Origin of the sequence: Nostoc flagelliforme FACHB-838 (assembly GCF_014698065.1) — a bacterium.
GTDB lineage: Bacteria > Cyanobacteriota > Cyanobacteriia > Cyanobacteriales > Nostocaceae > Nostoc > Nostoc flagelliforme_B.
On record NZ_JACJSI010000007.1, the window covers coordinates 147,353 to 166,253 of the forward strand.

The 18,901-nt window shown below is 40.6% G+C and carries 19 protein-coding genes, 1 tRNA gene and 2 pseudogenes; 14 read left to right on the top strand and 8 right to left on the bottom strand.

Annotation, left to right across the window (positions count from 1 at the left end; all coding sequences use genetic code 11):
* Positions 1-81 precede the first annotated feature (81 nt).
* Both H6G97_RS06050 and H6G97_RS06055 read left to right on the top strand, forming a co-directional pair.
* Entirely contained in the window at positions 82-1,089 is a 1,008-nt protein-coding gene (locus H6G97_RS06050; protein WP_190939783.1) for a zinc-binding dehydrogenase, read from the top strand.
* A 38-nt stretch (positions 1,090-1,127) separates the two neighbouring features.
* On the top strand, positions 1,128-1,526 hold the full coding sequence (locus tag H6G97_RS06055; RefSeq protein ID WP_190939784.1) for a nuclear transport factor 2 family protein: 399 nt from the start codon (positions 1,128-1,130) through the stop codon (positions 1,524-1,526).
* Positions 1,527-1,782: 256 nt separating this feature from the next.
* On the opposite strand, the gene H6G97_RS06060 is transcribed toward H6G97_RS06055, so the two are convergent.
* The 6 genes from H6G97_RS06060 to H6G97_RS06085 form a co-directional block, all read right to left on the bottom strand.
* On the bottom strand, positions 1,783-2,271 hold the full coding sequence (locus H6G97_RS06060; protein WP_190939785.1) for a hypothetical protein: 489 nt from the start codon (positions 2,269-2,271) through the stop codon (positions 1,783-1,785).
* A 220-nt stretch (positions 2,272-2,491) separates the two neighbouring features.
* Positions 2,492-2,806, bottom strand: a complete 315-nt coding sequence (locus H6G97_RS06065; RefSeq protein WP_338421586.1) for a response regulator — start codon at positions 2,804-2,806, stop codon at positions 2,492-2,494.
* A gap of 97 nt (positions 2,807-2,903) precedes the next feature.
* Entirely contained in the window at positions 2,904-3,485 is a 582-nt protein-coding gene (gene hpsU, locus H6G97_RS06070; protein WP_190939786.1) for a hormogonium polysaccharide biosynthesis acetyltransferase HpsU, read from the bottom strand.
* 3 nt (positions 3,486-3,488) lie between these two features.
* Complete coding sequence (locus H6G97_RS06075; protein WP_190939787.1) at positions 3,489-4,445, bottom strand: glycosyltransferase family 2 protein; 957 nt, start codon at positions 4,443-4,445, stop codon at positions 3,489-3,491.
* A 23-nt stretch (positions 4,446-4,468) separates the two neighbouring features.
* Positions 4,469-5,401 (bottom strand): glycosyltransferase family 2 protein, encoded by a 933-nt coding sequence (locus H6G97_RS06080; RefSeq protein WP_190939788.1) that lies wholly within the window; start codon positions 5,399-5,401, stop codon positions 4,469-4,471.
* A gap of 200 nt (positions 5,402-5,601) precedes the next feature.
* Positions 5,602-6,429: a hypothetical protein gene (locus H6G97_RS06085; protein WP_190939789.1), complete on the bottom strand. Its 828-nt coding sequence runs from the start codon at positions 6,427-6,429 to the stop codon at positions 5,602-5,604.
* 217 nt (positions 6,430-6,646) lie between these two features.
* Between H6G97_RS06085 and cobU the strand changes: the two genes are divergently transcribed.
* Both cobU and H6G97_RS06095 read left to right on the top strand, forming a co-directional pair.
* The gene (gene cobU, locus H6G97_RS06090) at positions 6,647-7,222 is read left to right on the top strand and encodes a bifunctional adenosylcobinamide kinase/adenosylcobinamide-phosphate guanylyltransferase (RefSeq protein WP_190939790.1); all 576 of its coding nucleotides are present in this window, start codon (positions 6,647-6,649) and stop codon (positions 7,220-7,222) included.
* 52 nt (positions 7,223-7,274) lie between these two features.
* Entirely contained in the window at positions 7,275-7,724 is a 450-nt protein-coding gene (locus tag H6G97_RS06095) for a hypothetical protein (protein ID WP_190939791.1), read from the top strand.
* Between the two features lie 440 nt (positions 7,725-8,164).
* Here the strand turns inward: H6G97_RS06095 and H6G97_RS06100 are convergent.
* Positions 8,165-8,236: transfer RNA gene (locus H6G97_RS06100), tRNA-Thr, on the bottom strand.
* Between the two features lie 348 nt (positions 8,237-8,584).
* Here H6G97_RS06100 and argF point away from each other — a divergent pair.
* The 9 genes from argF (at position 8,585) to H6G97_RS06145 (ending at position 18,260) form a co-directional block, all read left to right on the top strand.
* Positions 8,585-9,505 carry an ornithine carbamoyltransferase gene (argF, locus tag H6G97_RS06105; protein WP_190939792.1) on the top strand — a complete coding sequence of 307 codons (921 nt, stop codon included), beginning with the start codon at positions 8,585-8,587 and terminating at the stop codon, positions 9,503-9,505.
* A 210-nt stretch (positions 9,506-9,715) separates the two neighbouring features.
* Positions 9,716-10,321, top strand: coding sequence for a transcriptional repressor LexA (lexA, locus tag H6G97_RS06110; RefSeq protein ID WP_190939793.1), 606 nt, complete (start codon positions 9,716-9,718; stop codon positions 10,319-10,321).
* Positions 10,322-10,414: 93 nt separating this feature from the next.
* Positions 10,415-11,896 (top strand): DNA phosphorothioation system restriction enzyme, encoded by a 1,482-nt coding sequence (locus H6G97_RS06115; RefSeq protein ID WP_190939794.1) that lies wholly within the window; start codon positions 10,415-10,417, stop codon positions 11,894-11,896.
* 330 nt (positions 11,897-12,226) lie between these two features.
* Positions 12,227-12,400, top strand: coding sequence for a hypothetical protein (locus tag H6G97_RS06120; protein ID WP_167407660.1), 174 nt, complete (start codon positions 12,227-12,229; stop codon positions 12,398-12,400).
* Complete coding sequence (locus tag H6G97_RS06125; protein WP_190939795.1) at positions 12,397-14,469, top strand: AAA family ATPase; 2,073 nt, start codon at positions 12,397-12,399, stop codon at positions 14,467-14,469. The genes H6G97_RS06120 and H6G97_RS06125 overlap by 4 nt, the downstream gene beginning before the upstream one ends.
* A 105-nt stretch (positions 14,470-14,574) precedes the next feature.
* Entirely contained in the window at positions 14,575-16,473 is a 1,899-nt protein-coding gene (locus H6G97_RS06130; RefSeq protein ID WP_190939796.1) for a DUF3370 family protein, read from the top strand.
* Between the two features lie 63 nt (positions 16,474-16,536).
* Positions 16,537-17,106 carry a Uma2 family endonuclease gene (locus H6G97_RS06135; protein WP_190939797.1) on the top strand — a complete coding sequence of 190 codons (570 nt, stop codon included), beginning with the start codon at positions 16,537-16,539 and terminating at the stop codon, positions 17,104-17,106.
* A 35-nt stretch (positions 17,107-17,141) separates the two neighbouring features.
* Complete coding sequence (locus tag H6G97_RS06140; protein ID WP_190939798.1) at positions 17,142-17,693, top strand: Uma2 family endonuclease; 552 nt, start codon at positions 17,142-17,144, stop codon at positions 17,691-17,693.
* Positions 17,694-17,786: 93 nt separating this feature from the next.
* Complete coding sequence (locus H6G97_RS06145) at positions 17,787-18,260, top strand: DNA phosphorothioation-associated protein 4 (protein ID WP_190939799.1); 474 nt, start codon at positions 17,787-17,789, stop codon at positions 18,258-18,260.
* Positions 18,261-18,288: 28 nt separating this feature from the next.
* Here H6G97_RS06145 and H6G97_RS55870 read toward each other — a convergent pair.
* Positions 18,289-18,525 (bottom strand): annotated as a pseudogene (locus tag H6G97_RS55870) (DNA sulfur modification protein DndB); the annotation flags it as partial.
* Positions 18,526-18,790: 265 nt separating this feature from the next.
* Between H6G97_RS55870 and H6G97_RS06155 the strand changes: the two are divergent.
* A pseudogene (locus H6G97_RS06155) lies at positions 18,791-18,901 on the top strand (winged helix-turn-helix domain-containing protein); the annotation flags it as partial.

Below are 18,901 nucleotides of genomic sequence, written 5' to 3' on the forward strand. Positions count from 1 at the left end.
AATGCACTTTAGATTGTTGATGGTGCGTTATGTTTTCAGGCAACGCACCCTAAATTTATATTGATTAAATAAAATTTATAAATGAACGCAAAAACTTATAAAAAATTAATAGCAAATCAACTTAATCAGGATTTTAAATCTGCCGTTAAAATTGTTGAAATTCCTATTTCCCAACCTGCTGTTAATGAACTTTTAATTAAAAACAAATTTGCTGGCGTTAACGGTGGCTTTGACACCTTACTTTGTCGTGGCGAGGTTCCATATATTAACTTAATTCCTCCCTTCGATTTAGGTGTGGAAGCTGTGGGGAAAGTTGTTGCTATGGGTGAAAATGTTAAAGATTTTCAAATAGGTGATGCTGTTGTAACTACGGAGCGTGGCGGCAGTTATCGGGAATATCAGGTTATTGATGCAAACTTAGCGGTGAAGGTGCGCGAAGCAACACCAGAGTTGCTAACACTAATGCCTACAGGTGTATCAGCTTTGGTGGCATTAGAACAAGTGGGAGAGATGAGAAGTAATGAAGTGGTTTTAGTTACAGCAGCAGCAGGGGGAACTGGTCATATTGCGGTGCAATTGGCAAAGCTAGCTGGTAATCATGTGATTGGTACTTGCAGTTCGGAGGCGAAGGCAGATTTACTGAGAGAATTAGGGTGCGATCGCATTATCAACTATCGCACAGAAAATCTCAATCAAGTCCTTAAGCAAGAATACCCCAATGGGATTAATTTAATCTTCGATTGTGTAGGTAAAACTGTATTTGATACCTGCGTTGAAAACTTGGCGGTGCGGGGACGCTTAATAGTGATTGGTTTTATCTCCGAATACGCAAAAACTATAGAACAAATTACACAACCACGCCTTTATCACCAGTTATTTTGGAAAGCAGCTTCTGTGAGAGGCTTTCTTATGGTTCATTATAAAGAATATATAGCAGAGGCAGGCGATCGCCTCTTAAACCTCTTTTACACAAACAAACTCAAAGTTGCCGTTGACCCAAAACAATTTCAGGGTATAGAATCTATACCCAACGCTGTAGACTATCTCCTCAGTGGTCAGAATTGTGGCAAAGTAGTTGTCAGGTTTTAAGTAACACGGTATAAGTTTATATCCAGTCAGGGGTGAGAATGACACAAGATTCAGAAAATACTTTAAAAGTTGCTCGGCAGGCATTTGATAACCTAATACATGGTTTGGCGACAGGAGAGTGGGAACCATTATTAGATATGCTCACAGAAGATTTTACCCTTTGGTTTCCAATGGGAAAATTCCACGGTTTAAATGTAGGAAAAGAGCGAACTAGAGAGTTTTTTGAGTATGCTTTTGAATGCTTTACTCCTGGGTTGAAGCTGACTGCTTTAGACCGTGTTACTAGTAATGAAACAACTGCTGTCTTTGAGTTTCGGGACGAGGGGACTTTATTCGGACAGCCTTACAAAAATCGAGTAGCAGTTTCTTTTGATGTGCGTGGAGACAAAATTTGTGGCTATAGAGAATACTTTGGCAGCGATGGGAATTCGTATTAAATAATTCGTAATGACGCTAGCGGACTCGCTACCGCTGTGCTAACGTAATTACGAATTATTTAATCTAGTAGTCTGTCCTATTAATTTTGAAGGATTAAGAGAACGAACCGCATTCGCGTTAGCGTCTCCCCTTCTCCCAAAGGGAGAGGCTAGCGCCAAGGGAGAAGGGCGCAAAGGACGCAAAGTATAAGAAGGAAAGAAGAAAAGTTGAAATTTGATTCACCTATCAGAACTAATGAGACAGACCCTAGTTTTTTTAGTTTCTCTCGGGGTTGAGTTCGTTGATTTCTTTGCACTTAGCTTCTGCGGCTTGATACGCTGCCAAATAGTCTTGACCACCTAACATTACATCACCGTAATATTCATAAGGTGGATCACCATAGATTGGTAATGGATCATCTTCTGGATAATCTTCTTTCGATTCTTCAATAATGGCTTTCAGTTTTTTAACGGTTAATCTTTGTGCTGCAAAATACCAGAGTTCTTGAGAATTTTTGTTTAGATGCGGTAATGTCGGATCGATAATGCGTACAAGGGGGCCATTGTCTGAGGTATCGTCTAGCTCAATCCAACTGTGTTCAATCGGCCTGTATGGCTTCCCAGGAAAAGCTAAAAATCCCTGAATATATTTTGCTCCCTCGGTGGATAATGCTGCTTTGTAAGCATTATCAAACGGAGTACTAGCTCTGCTGTTGATACTTTCAGCAATTTTGATTGACAGCGTTTCATCCAATAGTTTGTTCATCAATAGCAAGGATTAGAGCAGCCGTAAAAATATATTACCACTGCTGCTTACCATTTTGTTTGGGCATTGGGCATTCACTAATGACAAATGACAAATGACACACTCTACTTTGTGTTAATCACCATCTGTAAATTTCTTAACAAGTCGCTTGAGGTATAAGGTTTAGACAAAAGGGTTTTGACACTATTACCAAGGATTTTAATCATTTGATGATTGGAGGCTAATCCACTAACACCAATAATTTTGATGTCTGGATTAATTTTTTTAACACATTGATACTTGTTGGCCCATCCATACATGGCATCATCATATCAACCAACACTACACTAATTTCTTGCTGATGTTCTGTATATAGTGCGATCGCATCAATACCATCACTAGCGACTAAAACTTTATAGGCATTTTTTTCTAACCAGGTTTGAGTAACCTCTCGAATTGAATCTTCATCATCAACAACGAGGATGACTTCTCCATGCCCTAGCGGTAATTCCTGATCTCCAGCTAATTTACTATCTGCATCGATTGTCTGCGTCACAGGCATCTATAAAGTAGGGGCGCACATCTATGCGCCCCTAGTCGTGTATTTCATTGAAATGAGAATCGAATTGTTATACGATAGTTTGTCTATAAAACTAGAGCTTCGTGGGTGGATCAGGTTTTATCCTAGCCGTCTTGGGACGACAGGGACTTCCCCAACAAACCTGTCCAGAGGGCATATTAGTAAAAACACTACTACGAGCGCCAATCACAGCATTAGCCCCGATTTGCACTCCCGGGCCAACAAAACAATCTGCTGCTACCCATGCACCATTGTCAATCGTGATACCTGCTGTTTTCAACCCAAAGGCAGGATCTTGGAGATCATGACTACCAGTACACAGGTAGCCTTTTTGAGAAATTACGCAGTGTTCGCCGATGCTGATTTGATCGAGGCTGTATAAAACTACGTTATCTCCAATCCAACTGTAGTTGCCAATGATGACTTTCCAAGGGTAGGTGAAGCGAGCGGTGGGTCGAATTAATACGCCTTTGCCGATACGAGCGCCAAATAATCGTAGCAAAGCACAACGCAGAATATTTAATGGTTGAGGAGTGAGGGGAAATGCGATCGCTTGTACAAACCACCAAAATAAAACATACCAACCTGGGCGACCTCGATCAAACCAAGATTGGTCATATTTGCGTAAATCTACGAAGGGTTTGTCATTTGTCATTGGTCATGAGTCAATAGTCAATAGCTTTCCGTCTACTCCCCTACTTCCCTGCTCTTCTGCTCCTTCCTTTGGAGGAGTTGCAGTATTTAAGTGACCACCACAGTTGCGTAATTCGTAAAGTTTAACGCCAATTTGATATTCATATTGACTCAGCAAGCGTGCATAGATATATCCTGCTTTGCCATCCAAAAAACCGCGTTGAATAATATAAAATAAAACAAACCGCAAAATAGGTTTAAATGGCAAGTGTACCCACACTTTTTTTAGAAAGCGCTTGCGTTGCACTGCATCACCAAATAGATTAGCGCCGATGGTACCGCTATCATCTTTACCTGTGAGAATATTAAAATAAACACTAGCTTCCCAGTTGGAATATCGGTTATGCCGTTCTAACCAGTGGTAAAGATCGCGGAAGTCTTCGTGGAGCATATCATTTTTGAGATACCCAACTTTCCCCTGTAAAATAACGTGTTCGTGAACTTCGTTATCACCAGTATTGGCAATGTCTTCTGTATTTAGATTTTCGTAACGACCTTTTTTATGTTGAAATAAACGTAGATTCCAATCGGGATATTTGCCACCATAGCGAATCCATTTCCCTAAGAAAAATACGCGGCGGTTGAGATAATAACCCGTATATTCATTATTTTGAATTGCTTGGTCAATTTCTTCCCAAAGTTCGGGGGGAATGCGCTCATCGCAATCTACAATTAACACCCATTCGTTGCGAAAAGGTAGATTATCTAAAGACCAATTTTTCTTTTTGGGCCAGCGTCCATTGAAATTGAATTGCACGACATTTACACCGTGACTTTTAGCAATTTCAACACTGTTGTCGCTACTTTGAGAATCTACTACAAATATTTCATCTGCTCTGCTGAGGCTAGCGAGGCATGCAGGCAAGTTTACTTGTTCGTTTTTTGCGGGAATTAGTACTGAAACTGGTATTTTAGATGACATATAACGATAAAATATGTTATTGGTTATTTCTTATTTGATGTAGATAAAAGACCTTGAATAGCAGCATTTAAGTAACCAATCTGACCGTAAGCATACACAAGTTTATCAAACCGTTCTGCTGGATCAGAGAAATGTTTCAATGCCTTATACAAGCCGCGCACAAATCGTTCGCTACCTCCCTGCAATTGACCGATTCCAGCTTTACCAGTAAGTTGTTCTCGATAGCATTCACTGATACCTTGCCACCACCCTCGGTTTAAAAACCAGGAGCGTTGGAGGCGCTCTGGAGCAACATTGTGAGCTACTAGTGCTTCAGGAAGATAAGCAACTTGCCAACCAAGCTTTAGAGCAAATTCGGTCATTTGCAGTTCTTCGTTTGATAGCAAATTTTTCCCGACCCGACCAAGATGAGGATCAAAACCGCCAATTTTTTCTAAGAAACTGCGGTGGATCGAGTAATTTAAGCCTCTGGGTGTTGAGCCTGGTTCTTCGATGTAGATGGTACTGTCACCCAAGTCGTATGCACCTAAATTTGCAGCTAGCCCTGGAGATAGCCACCGTGGTTGTTGGATTCCTGGGGGCCAGATAAGAGTGACTTTGCCTCCTGCGATCGCTAGTTTAGAATTATTGTAATAGGCAAAATATAAAACTTGTAGCCAGCCCTTGCTAGCAACGGCATCGTCATCCAGATAAGCAAGAATATCACCACTGGCTACTTTTGCGCCCGTGTTGCGGGCTACAGATAAACCAATGGTGGGTTCAAAGACATACTTCAGGTGGGGATTGTGGACCCTTTGTTCTACAACCTCACGAGTGCGATCGCTAGATCCGTTATCAACTACGATAATTTCAAAGTCAGCAGCAAAATCCTGCCCTAAAAGACTATCAATTGCAGCCCCTAAATAGTTATCTCGATTGTGAGTACAGATAATGGCAGAGATTTTGGTATCTGGCATAGATTTAATTTTGGATTTGAGATTTGGGGCTTTCCTGCGGAATGCTACGTGTAGCTTGCTTACACTAAGTGGTACGGCTACCCTCAGTCGAACGATTTGAGATTAAAATTTTAAATCCAATGCACAGTTGCTGAGAGTTAATCTAAACCAAAAGTTACTGACCTACCAACCGAGTTTACTCGGAAATAATCTTTAAAACTTCACGTTTGTTGAATATGGCTATGTAAAACTACAAGGGTTTGGGCTAGTTGACTAAGGCGAGTTTCCAAGGATTGCTTGCGCCCTAACAGTTGACGTAACTTTTGGTAACGAGCGATCGCCATGCTAACATTGGGAACCTGATCTGGTGGACATGGGCGCGACCAGACTTTACCGGCATCGTCCACACCACAGAGGCGGTAGCCAGTAATAGATGATTGATAGGATACTTTTCCACCAGTGGCGCAAATTTCTTCTACGTAGTTCATCAGGCGGTCAACTTCTGCATGGCGTAGTGTTGCGGTTCCCCCCGGTTCTGGTTCCTGGGGATTGGATTCTAACCAGCCATTGACAATTGGTCCTTCTAAGTAAATATCCTGAATTTGCTTCAAAATACTTTGTAATTCTGTTTGCCAATCGGCGACAGTTTCCTGAATTTCTTGCAATATATTCATCGCTAATGCTGGATTTGCACCGTGGCGATGGTTGCTAAAGCTTGGAGTTTTCAACTTAGGTAGGCTGGGTGTTTTGCTACCATTCTCTTCTGCTTGAAAGGTCTGTACAGAGTCATGGTGAGGAAAGAAATTTTGTTCAGAAGAATAATCATTCTCTGTGTCTACACCCAAGTCAACTGTTTGTCCTTGTGAGTTTACTTCCTCGTCCTGAGAAGATGGAGTTTGTGTACTTTCGGCGGGTTCGTTGGCTCCGACGCTGATTCTAAAAGAGAAAGGCCGTTTTGTGGTCGAATCAACTGTTTCAGCGGCCGAGGCAGTGCCGCGATTCCCTAAATCGTGTAGAGTTGCTTCAATGCGTTTTAAGCCTGCGTTCATAAAAATATCCTAAAGTTTGCTATCCCCAGTGGTATTGAATAATTGAGAATGGGGTTGTTGGGATTTTCAGCTGTTGTCAGTTGTGGCATCAATGATGCTGGTGCTAATTTTATCCTTTATAAAGTTATTTGAAACCAAAAATATCACTGATTAAGTAAAAAAATGCGGTGATAAATTGCAATCGTAGGCATATTGTTAAAATATTCAGGAAACAACTTTGGGTAAAATCATCTTAGTAACAGGGCCAGCACGATCTGGAAAAAGTGAATGGGCGGAAACTCTAGCCATACAGTCAGGAAAAGCAGTTGTTTATGTAGCAACAGCCACTGATAATCCAGATGATCAAGAGTGGCATCAACGCATTCTCGAACACCAACAACGTCGTCCCCAAGACTGGGTAACTTTATCTGTACCTATGGAACTGTCTGCTACCCTCGCCGATGCCAAACCCTATACCTGTCTTTTAGTAGATTCTTTAGGAACTTGGGTTGCTAATCTCCTGGAACAGGACGAATTTACTTGGGAAAATATTGTTACAGAGTTTTTAGAGACGGTGGATCTGGTTGCTGCTGATATACTATTTGTCGCAGAAGAGGTTGGTTGGGGTGTAGTACCAGCTTATCCCCTTGGCAGGATGTTCCGCGATCGCCTCGGTTCTTTAGTGCGCCAGCTAAGTACACTCAGCGAAACTGTTTATTTAGTGACTGGTGGTCATGTCCTCAATCTCAGTATCCTTGGTTCGCCATTGCCAAATACAAGGGATGCTGGAACATTTAGGAGTCAAGATTCTTAACTATTGATGCAAATTAATCCAAAATCTCAAATCTAAAATCTAAAATTGTATTATGGCAACCAAACAAGAAGTTAGAGCATATCTTGCCTACTGGTTTCAGTTGGGTAAGAAAGTGATTACGAACAACGGTAAGGCAAGCATTTTGCCCCAAGACGCTCACGGACTCGCTATCGCTCCGCTATCAGTGCTAAATGGCGATCGCTATAGTGAAGAATTTGAAGAGTGCTGGCAGAAAATTATCTCACCGGAATCGGGTGATTGTTACCTGGAGGGTACATCCGAAACCATTGCTGAACTATTGACACCAGCATGGGATATGCTACCTTGTAGCCGATGCAGTATGCCAGTAGCCGCACGGAACATTGGGATGCCGGCATTGTTATGTCCCTGTAATGATTTGCCTAACTGGCCTAATAGCGAATTGCCAGCACCGCGAGAGCCAATTAAGACTCAAGACCAACTCAAAGCAATTCGCGATCGGCTTTTAAATAATATTGCATAAACAACTTTTTTATATTTTGCGTCCTTTGCGGTAGCCTGGGGCAAGGCTCTCCACGGTCTACATTTTTCTTTTTTGTACTTAAATCCTAATATGCTTTAACGTATCTGAAATTACAACAGATTGCAACAGGCGTGAGGTACAGATAATCGTAGGGGCACAACATATTGTGCCCCTACCCATATACTTCAACAATTGTCGGAAAATTCATCTGTTCAATTTCTCAAAAACGGAGGTCTAAAACTCTACCAAGCAAGATAGAGTTTAGACCTGCTGTACTTTTTAGCTTCGTTGTCAGAATGCGATCGCATTCTCTTGCTCTTAGGGGCAATGTCAGCGCATCCAAACTAGACTTGATAGAAAAGCTCGTTTATTTATCAACGAAAAAACCAGCATTTTATCGTTTGCTACGACAGACAATGCTTTACTCGACATTCTATCAAAGCCAGCAGCGGGATTTGAACTCGCGACCTTCCGATTACAAGTCGGATGCACTACCACTGTGCTATGCTGGCAACTTTGACAATTGCTTTTAAGTAGCAACCACGATTTATTATTGTACCATAGTCTATTTATTTGTCTAGCTGTAAATGCTAAAAAATATCTGCCTCTTCAGAAATTAGGCTAAAAGACGAGAAATTTTGGCAAGCTCGCTGCTTTTGTACGTCTAGATGGTTGAGCTGGCGTTGCAATTGTGATGAACTAGAAAAAATCAGCGATCAGAATCACTGATAAACTTGATCAATTAATATTCATATCCTGGGCTGGACGCAAAAATATCTGGTAAAGTTCTAAAATTGTATTTTTTTGACCCGGCTAGTAAAGCAACAGAAATATATAATTGTTCTTTACACTTCGGAAGCATGGCAGCGTTGATCGGACGAGATTTATTAAGTCTGGCGGACTTCAGTCCAATGGAAGTTCAAGAACTTCTGCAATTGGCAACTCAACTTAAATCACAACAACTGAAGTTGCAGTGTAATAAAGTTTTGGGGTTGTTGTTCTCCAAAGCTTCAACTCGCACGCGGGTAAGTTTTACTGTGGCGATGTACCAACTGGGTGGACAGGTAATCGATCTCAACCCTAATGTCACTCAAGTTAGCCGCGGGGAACCTTTACAAGATACAGCGCGGGTGTTAGACCGATATCTAGATATTTTGGCAATTCGCACTTTTGCACAGCAAGATTTAGAAACTTTTGCTCACTATGCCAAAATTCCGGTGATTAATGCGCTTACCGATGCAGAACATCCTTGTCAGGTATTAGCGGATTTATTGACGATTCAAGAAAGCTTTAACACCCTTACTGGGTTAACTTTGACCTACGTGGGTGATGGGAATAATATGGCTAATTCTCTGATGTTGGGCTGTGCTTTGGTAGGAATGAATGTTAGAATTGCCACCCCTAGCGGATATGAGCCAGATTCTAAGATTGTAGAACAAGCAAGAGCGATCGCTAATCACAAAACTGAAGTTCTCGTCACTCATGATCCAGAATTAGCAGCTAAGGGTTCTACTGTACTTTACACTGACGTTTGGGCGAGTATGGGGCAAGAAGCAGAAGCAGACAACCGGATGCCAATTTTCCAGCCTTATCAAATTTCGGAGCAGCTATTGAGCCTTGCACAACCAGAGGCAATTGTTTTACACTGCTTACCAGCCCATCGTGGTGAAGAAATTACCGAGGCAGTTATTGAAGGTTCTCAATCACGAGTTTGGGAACAGGCAGAAAATCGCCTACACGCTCAAAAAGCTTTGCTTGCCAGTATTCTAGGGGCAGAGTAAAAGAATAGGGCACAGGGGATAAGGTATAGTTTTCTTCCTTATAACCTGTAACCTCTAACCTGTACCCTGTTATATTCTTATTTGTCAAAAGGCAAAAGAGAAGAAAATAATTTTGCTTTTGCCTTTCATATTTTTATTTTTCTCTTGTTATGGGGAGTTTTTTGTAGTACTAATGTTCTAGAGACATTTATAATTACTTCCTGCAAATTTATGGAACGTCTAACTGAAGCTCAACAAGAACTTTACGAATGGTTGGCAGAATACATCAGATCGCACCAGCATTCGCCTTCAATTAGGCAAATGATGCAAGCGATGAACTTGAAGTCACCAGCACCAATTCAAAGTCGTTTAGAGCATTTACGCACCAAAGGATATATAGAATGGACTGAAGGCCAAGCACGAACCATTAGGATTTTGCGTCCTGTTAAGCAAGGTGTACCAATTTTGGGCACGATTGCTGCTGGTGGTTTAATAGAACCGTTTACTGATGCTGTAGATCATTTAGACTTTTCTAATTTCGATTTACCTCCCGAAACCTATGCTTTGCGGGTAGCTGGCGATAGCATGATTGAAGATTTAATTACTGATGGCGATGTGGTATTTCTGCGTCCAGTAGCAGAACCAAATCATTTAAAAAATGGTACTATCGTCGCCGCCAGAGTCGATGGATTTGGTACAACATTAAAACGTTTTTATCGCCAAGGTGATCGCGTCACCCTCAAACCAGCAAACTCTAAATACAATCCCATTGAAGTCAGCGCCATACAAGTGCAGGTGCAAGGTTCCCTGATTGGTGTTTGGCGTGGTTACAACTGAGTAATGGGGAGTGGGGAGTGGGGGGAGAAATAACCAATGCCCAATGCCCAATGCCCATTAATTAGGGTTCGTTACCATCTTTGTGCTTAATATATGTACCTGACGAAAAATCCAGTGCAGCAACTGCCTACTTTCCGGTTAAAATTACCGTTTGCAAGGGAAAGTAAGGGCAGTTATTACACTCCGCAACCATTACCAGGATGCCCAAGAATGCCTCCGTCTCTGCAATTGCGGCAATATCAGCGCCAAGCGATCGCTAGCTGGTTTACCAACAATGGTAGAGGGACGCTGAAAATGGCTACTGGTAGTGGTAAAACGATTACTGCACTAGCGATCGCTTGTGAACTCTACCAACAGATTAATTTACAAGTTCTGGTGGTGGTGTGTCCCTACCGCCATCTTGTCACCCAATGGGCGAGAGAATGTGAAAAATTTAATTTGCAACCCATTTTAGCTTTCGAGAATTTACGCACTTGGCAAAGTCAACTTTCTACGCAAATTTATAATCTGCGTTCTGGTTCTCAACGGTTTGTCACTGTAATTACTACAAACTCCACTTTAATTGGAGATGGGTTTCAGTCTCAACTCAAATATTTTCCCACCAAAACTTTAATTATTGGGGATGAGGCGCATAATTTAGGCGCACCCAAGTTAGAAGAAAGTTTACCGCGCAGTGTTGGGTTGAGGCTGGCTTTATCTGCCACACCGGAAAGATATTTTGATGATTTTGGTACGCAATCTTTATTTGATTATTTTGGCCCAGTTCTCCAGCCAGAGTTTACTTTGAGGGATGCGATCGCTCAAGGTGCTTTAGTACATTATCTGTATTATCCGGTGTTGGTGGAACTAACTGAAGCAGAAAGTATTGCCTATTTAAAGTTAACTAAAAGAATTGGGCGATCGCTACTTTACCGAGAGAGAGAAAATGGACAAGCAGGAAGTTTTGAAGATAATGAAGATTTAAAGCCTTTATTGATGCAAAGAGCAAGATTGATTGGTGCTGCGGAAAATAAATTAAATGCTTTACGGAATTTAATGGCAACTCGCCGCGAAACTAGTCACACTCTTTTTTATTGTAGTGATGGTTCCCAAGATTCGGGACAACGTTCATCTCTACGCCAACTCAAAGCTGTTGCTAAAATTCTAGGAGTGGATTTGGGGTACAAGGTAAGTACTTATACAGCCCAAACAACTTTACAAGAAAGGGAAATATTGCGCCATCAATTTGAAAGTGGTGAGTTGCAGGGTTTAGTCGCAATTCGTTGTTTAGATGAAGGTGTTGATATTCCAGCAATTCAAACTGCGGTGATTTTATCAAGTTCTGGTAATCCTCGCCAATTCATTCAACGGCGGGGGCGAGTTTTACGTCCTCATCCTGCTAAAGAACGCGCAACGATATTTGACATGATTGTTTTGCCACCAGATTTAGATAGAGAAACTATAGAAGTTGAGCGTAATCTATTAAAAAAGGAATTGCGTCGCTTTGTGGAGTTTGCTGATTTGGCTGATAACGCTGGTGAAGCAAGAATGAAGTTACTTGATTTACAAAAACGATATGGTTTATTAGATATTTGATAATGAACCAGAGAACAGTTGTATTTTTTTGTAAAAATTTTCGAGTTTTGAAAAAAGAAGCATTAAGTATGAAATAATAAGATTATGAATTTAATCATAATGGGATGTAAGTAAATTTTGAATTTTTAGTTTCATCCCATTATAATGCAGGTTGTTAATATTAACAATAACAGAATATGATTAAATAATAAAGTCTTTTTGCAAAAAAAATTATAAATTTGAAAAAATAGTTTTTGCAAAATTAAAGATAACGCTAACAGTAGCTTTACCGAGGTAAATGCAGCACTAGAGAAAGTTAAAATATAGAAAAAATATATTTAAAAATCCGATATGTCACAAGAGGCAAATATCGATGATGTGCAGGAGCCAATAACCAGCGCTCCGCCGGAAGTGCGGCGAATTATTGAGCGGGTATGGAAGCTGGAAAAAGGCAGGCTAGATAAGAAGATTAACAGCCATATAAATGATAATATTTTGGACATTATTAAGGAAGAGGTGCGATGAAGCTGACTTCAATCAAGCTCTGCAACTTTCGCTCCTTTTATGGTACGACACCAGAGATGCTCCTGGCTGGTGCAGATGTTCAGAACACAACCATTATTCATGGTAATAATGGCTCTGGTAAAACTAGCTTGCTAAATGCCTTTACATGGGTATTGTATGATAAATTTAGTGCAGCCTTTGCATCGATAGAGCAGTTGGTAAATAAACGTGCGATCGCAGAAACCCAAAAAGGTCAAGCTGTAGAATGTTGGGTAGAGATTGGCTGGGAACATGAAGGTAAACGTTATCGTGTGAAACGCGCCTGTCGGGGTTATAAAAACGAAGGTGATTTTGATGCTGGGAAAACTCAATTAACCATGTGGGTTGGTGCGGATGATGGCAAATGGAATATTCCAACTCAGCAGCCAGACGATATAATTAATCAAATTTTACCCGCTACTTTACATCAATATTTTTTCTTTGACGGCGAACGAATTGAAGAAATAGTTCGTTCTGATAAAAAAGCTGAAATTGCCGAACCTACAAAGATATTCTTGGGTGTGGAAGTAATCAACCGTTCCATCAGACATCTGGGAGATGCTAAAAAAACTTTAGAAAATGAGTTAAAAGCTATTGGTGATTCTGAAACTAAACAGCTATTACGACAGCAAGAAAAGATAGAGCGAGAGCGTGAACGCGTTACGAAACGACAAACTGAAATTAAAGAAGAGTTAGAATATCAACAAACTTTTAAAAAAGAGACAAGTAACCGCTTGCGAGAATTGAGTGCTGCTAAGGAATTGCAAGAAAGATGGCAGAATTTAGAATCACAGAAAGCGGCAAATCAAGAAGAATATAAAAAAACGAAGGAAGTACTGAAAAAAGTTATTTCCGCGCGGGGTTATACTGTTTTACTCTCAGAAACTACATCCCAGTTTCGAGAAATTATCAATGATTTGAAGCAGCGCGGTGAGTTAACATCAGGAATTTCGCGGGAATTTGTGAATGATTTACTCAATTCTCAGCGCTGTATTTGTGGCGCAGAATTACACGAGGGTAATCATTCTCATACTCATGTAAGTACTTGGTTAAATAAAGCTGGTTCCTCGGCGGTAGAAGAAACTGCAATTCGGATGAGCGCTCAAGTAGATGAAATTGATAAGCAAGCGATAGGATTTTGGGAAGAAGTTGATAGAGAACAAGCCAGAATTAATCAATTAAGGCAAAGCATATCTCAAATTGAAAGCGATTTAGATAATATTCAAGAACGGTTGCGAAAAGATGCTAATGAAGAAATTAGCAGTTTGCAAAAACGTTTAGATGAAATTGAAAGTAAAATTGATGAATTGAATCGAGAACAGGGTGCAAATCAGCAGCAAATTGCTCAACTCACAACTGAGATTGAAGGTTTGAATAAACAAATCGCCAAGCAAAAACTGAATGAAGACAAGCAAACCCTAGCACAGCGACGAATTAACGCCACTCAAGATGCAATTGAACGGTTAACAGAAGTTAGAAATCGTCAAGAGCAACAATTTCGCCTGCAACTAGAAAAGCGAGTACAAGAAATATTCATGGAGATATCTGTGACTCCATACATTCCTAAAATCAGTGATAAATATGAATTGACATTAGTAGAAAATACTACAGGTATAGAAGCACCAGTTGCAGCTTCTACCGGGGAGAATCAAATTCTCAGTTTATCCTTTATTGCCAGCATCATTGACAAAGTAAGGGAATGGAGTGAGAAACGAAAGATGATGATGATTCCCGATAGTAGTACTTTCCCAATTGTGATGGATTCACCCTTCGGTAGTTTGGATGAGAATTCGCGGCGACACATTGCAAAGACAATCCCCCAATTAGCGAATCAGTTGATAGTTTTAGTTACTAAGACTCAATGGCGGGGTGAAGTAGAAGCAGAAATGACAGAAAGAATTGGGAGAGAATATGTGCTTACGTATTATTCCTCTAAGCCAGATTGCGAACAAGATTATATTAAGTTGGGTGGGGAAAAATATCCTTTGGTAAAACAAAGTCCGAACGAGTTTGAGTATACGGAAATTATGGAAGTTGAACGGGATAAGTAATTACAGCGTGTCAAATTAGAACAAGGGCGATTAAAAACTGTCCTTTTAACTTCTCAAGTCCCCGCGAAATGCTTTAATGGCTTTAGTTTATACTAAAGTTAACTAATGCTCTACCGAAAAACCTCAGTAGTCGTCGTCTCCCTCTTAACTCTATCAACTCCCAACGCCCTAGCCTTTTCTGACACCCAAAACTATTGGGCAAAAAATTGTGTCCAGCAATTAGGAGAGCGTAAACTTATTACAGGCTACCCTGATGGTAGTTTTCGCCCAGAAGCAACAGTGACACGCGCTGAAGCAGCAGTGTTGATGCTAAATGCTTTTCCTGATTCACCAGTGAAACGCACTGCTACGTCATTTAAAGATGTACCCAGTAATTATTGGGCAAATAAAGCAATTTCTACCGCTTACCAAAAAGGATTTTTTTCTGGTTATCCCGGTGGGATTTTCCAGCCTAACCAGCCAATTCCTCGCGCCCAAATCATTGGTGTTGTAGCTGGTGGGAAAAATTACAGCCCTGTATCCAACCCGACGCAGATATTACAACAATATTTTAACGATGCGGGACAAATTCCTAACTATGCCCAAAATGCGATCGCATCTGCGACTATTAATAGTATTGTTGTTAATTATCCCAATGTCAAACAGCTAAAACCACTGCAAAGTGCTACTAGAGGCGAAGTTGCAGCTTTGATATGTCGGGCGTTAAATATTTACACGGTTCCCCCACAATATATTGCCGGAGTTGAAGTACATCCGCAAGAAGTACGCCCTCTACCAGGAAAACTCGATACTATTCCCACCTTTAACAGCAATAGTCCTGAACTGGTAACAACTGAAGGAATTTTGCTATCGACTTTCCCCCCAGATGGGAAACAAGTACAAGAAGCACATTTAAATTATCCCTTTCAAGACAGATTTGATATATTTGCTCATCATATCGTCAGGGCGGAAACACCAGCCCAAAGGCGCACTGTTTACCAAGGGATAATCGTACATAATCCAGGGAATGAACCTGTGACACTGCAAGTTTTACAAGCAGCTAGTTACCTCACCAGAGAAGCACCATTTATTGCTTTACCTGATGTGGTAGAAAATCCCCAAGGTACAGTTTACTCTGGGCCAGGCGATCGCACAATGAATGATGTACTGCGGGGAGTTCGGCAGGGGATTTTTCCTGACAAGCTGGTGATAGAACCAAAAGGAACTCAAATTCTAGCGAATTTAGCCATTCCCGTACAGGCTCCTGCTTCTAACGGTCGCACTACGATGATGCGCTTGGCAAGTAGTAGCCCAGTTTATCTCGCAAATTTAGTTAAAATTAGTAATATTCCACCCACTTTAGCTGAGTGGCAAAAGCTTCTGAATACAGGCAGTTTAGCAGGAAAACGTGACCCTATTCCAACACCTCTCGACCCTCCCAGAGAACCAACAGTATTTAGTCGCGTCGCTGGTGTCTCCCAAGGAACGCAATGGCAAACACAGCTTACGGATAATCCTAATGTGTCTGAGTTAACGATACCACAACCAGGAAAGGCGTTTTCTTATCCTTTGGGAACTGTACATTTAATTACTCTCAGCACTGGGCAAATTCAAAGCGCACCAATGTTAAAACGCTATCCTGATACGGCGTACTTTGCTCACAGTAACTATGGTGTTGAATATAATCTAACTCTGCCCCTCAGAAATATTACTAATCAAACTCAGACGGTAACTGTATCAATCCAGACTCCTGTGAAAGATGAAGGGGGAACAGATAGACTGCTGTTTTTAAAGCCAGGTGTAGAACAAATATTCTTTCGGGGAACAGTGCGGGTGCGTTACATCGATGATAATGGTGTGGAAAAGACGCGCTATGTCCATTTGGTACAGCGTCGAGGACAAAGGGGTGAACCGTTGGTGACGCTGAAAATGTTAGCGGGTGGGAAGCGAGAAGTACAGGTGGATTTTTTGTACCCTCCAGATTCTACGCCACCACAGGTTTTGACGGTGAGAACGGAGGGGTAATTTTTTCACGCAGAGGCGCGGAGGTTTTTTAGTTAAAGTTGAGAAAAAGAGAGGAATGAGGTTATGGTTGCCAGTTCAGACAAAAAGTATATGTCGCCTCATGAATATTTGAAATGGGAAGAACGCCAAGAAATTAAATATGAATATATTGATGGTGAAGTTTTCGCCATGACTGAGGTTACTATTCCTCACAATACCATTGCTCTAAATTTAGCTTCAGCATTAAAAATTCACCTTCGAGGAGGTTCATATCGTGTCAATATGGCGGGTGCAAAAGTAGGCATATCTGAAAACGGGCCTTTTCATTATCCTGATGTTGTGGTGAGTTGGGATGAACGAGATAAACAAGCTATTCAATTTTTCCAATATCCTTGTTTAATTGTTGAAGTTCTGTCCCCAAGTACGGAAGCTTACGACCGAGGTACAAAATTTACGCGGTATCGTCGCATTCAGACTTTGCAAGAATACGTTCTCATCAATGCTGAAAAAATTGCTTTAGATTCCTTCCGGTTAAATGATAGAGGACTTTGGGAGTTACATCCTTATGAAGCAGAAGATGAAGTTCATTTAAGCAGCATTGATTTCCACTTTCCGATATCTTTGGTGTATGAGAATGTTCCATTTCCTATTTAAATTAGGATTATCCTAGATTCATAGTTAGGGGTTTTATGAGTATTAAAACTGAAGCAACTATTGAAGATTTGTACCGTTTACCTGACAATTCTAAAGCAGAGATTGTCAATGGAAAATTGGTGCTGATGTCTCCAACTGGATTTTTACCAGGACGTGCAGGTGGTGAAATTTATGCAAGTTTACGAGATTATGAACGTCTGAAAAAAAGTGGTTATGCTTTGCCTGATAATGTCGGTTTTATTGTCAATCTTCCTAACCGCCGTTCTTTAAGTCCTGATGCTGCGTTTTATACTAGCAAACCTACAGGCGGGAAGTTTCTTAATGGTGCGCCTGTGTTTACTGCTGAGGTGCGAAGTGAAAATGATTACGGTGATAAGGCTGAGGAAGAAATGGCTAGTAAACGCCGTGATTATTTTGCGGCTGGTACGTTGGTAGTCTGGGATGTGGATGTACTGAAAGAGGAAGTTATTAGAGTATATCGCGCTAATAATCCTGAAGAACCGCAAGTGTATCGCCGTGGGGAGGTAGCTGAAGCTGAACCCGCAGTATCAGGATGGACTATGTTAGTGGATGATTTGTTTGTTTAGCGATTGCCTACTTACTAGTATAAAATAATGCTTTAGTGTGTGCGATCTCTTTTGACTTTCGGTTAAAATAGCAACAATGTAGATATTAAAACAATGGCTGAAACTGGCAGAATCAGGGTTGCTAAAGATAAAGCTGAGTTGGTTAAGGATTTAACATCTTCAGATGGTGGAACAGGGCCTTTTAATACTTTTGCTGATGTCATTGTATTTGCAGCAGCTTTGGGCGCAAAGCATAAAAGACGGGTGGCTTTGGGAGAGATTTCTAAAAGGGAACCATCGCCAATCAGGATAGAGTATTTTGCCTCAATGGGAAATGATATTTTAATAAAATTATTAGCAATTAATGAAACTAAAGATATTAAAACACTATCTCTTAATGAAGAAGAATATGAAAGACAACGTAATCATATATTTGAAGAGTACGCTAATGGTGGATTGGAAATATTGCAAAACGAGTTACGTGGATCAGTAGATTATTCAGAGCGAATTTTATTATTTCTCAGTTATGAGCGAACTAACAGAGAGCAACAAGACGAGGAATTTGACCTAAGTAAATTCCTGTCTTGATTTTTAAGTGCTATTCAGAAGTAATGATTTAAATCCATCCCAGGATGATTTTTACTATCTTCACTGCTTCTACTATAGCAGTTGGTCTATTCTGAACTTCATAGTCAGAATTAGTGGATTTCCTGACTATATTATTCTCCCAAATACTATTTCTCCGTGACCAGTCTAGCTGTGCTAATTGAGAAACTTTCTGTACATCAAAGTAATTGTCATTCTTTTCATAAGTCCAGTATAGCAATCGGCCTAAAACTTCCAGCCCAGCACTAACTCCTAATAAAGTTCCTTAAATGCACCCACTTGATGAACTGTAAGCTTGTCAAACTGTGTTTCAGCAATGTCTTTTGTGTCTTTACATTCTGAGAAAAACTTATTCAAGCAGTCAACTAAAGCTTCAGATAATTGCTGAACATTGCATCCTTTAAGGTCATCATTCGTATTATCTGTAAATACACAACTGACAAAACGGGCTAGAAAATTAGTTGTGTAAATCAACTTCTGTTTAGTAGGTGCATTTCTTCCAATTTGGTTAGCAAATTCGGAGGATTCTTAGTCAAAAAAAGTACGCTTACCTATGGGCAAAATACAGTCTAGAAGACAAACAAAATCCAGCGAAGAGGGAAGCATTTAAAGAAAAGTTACGA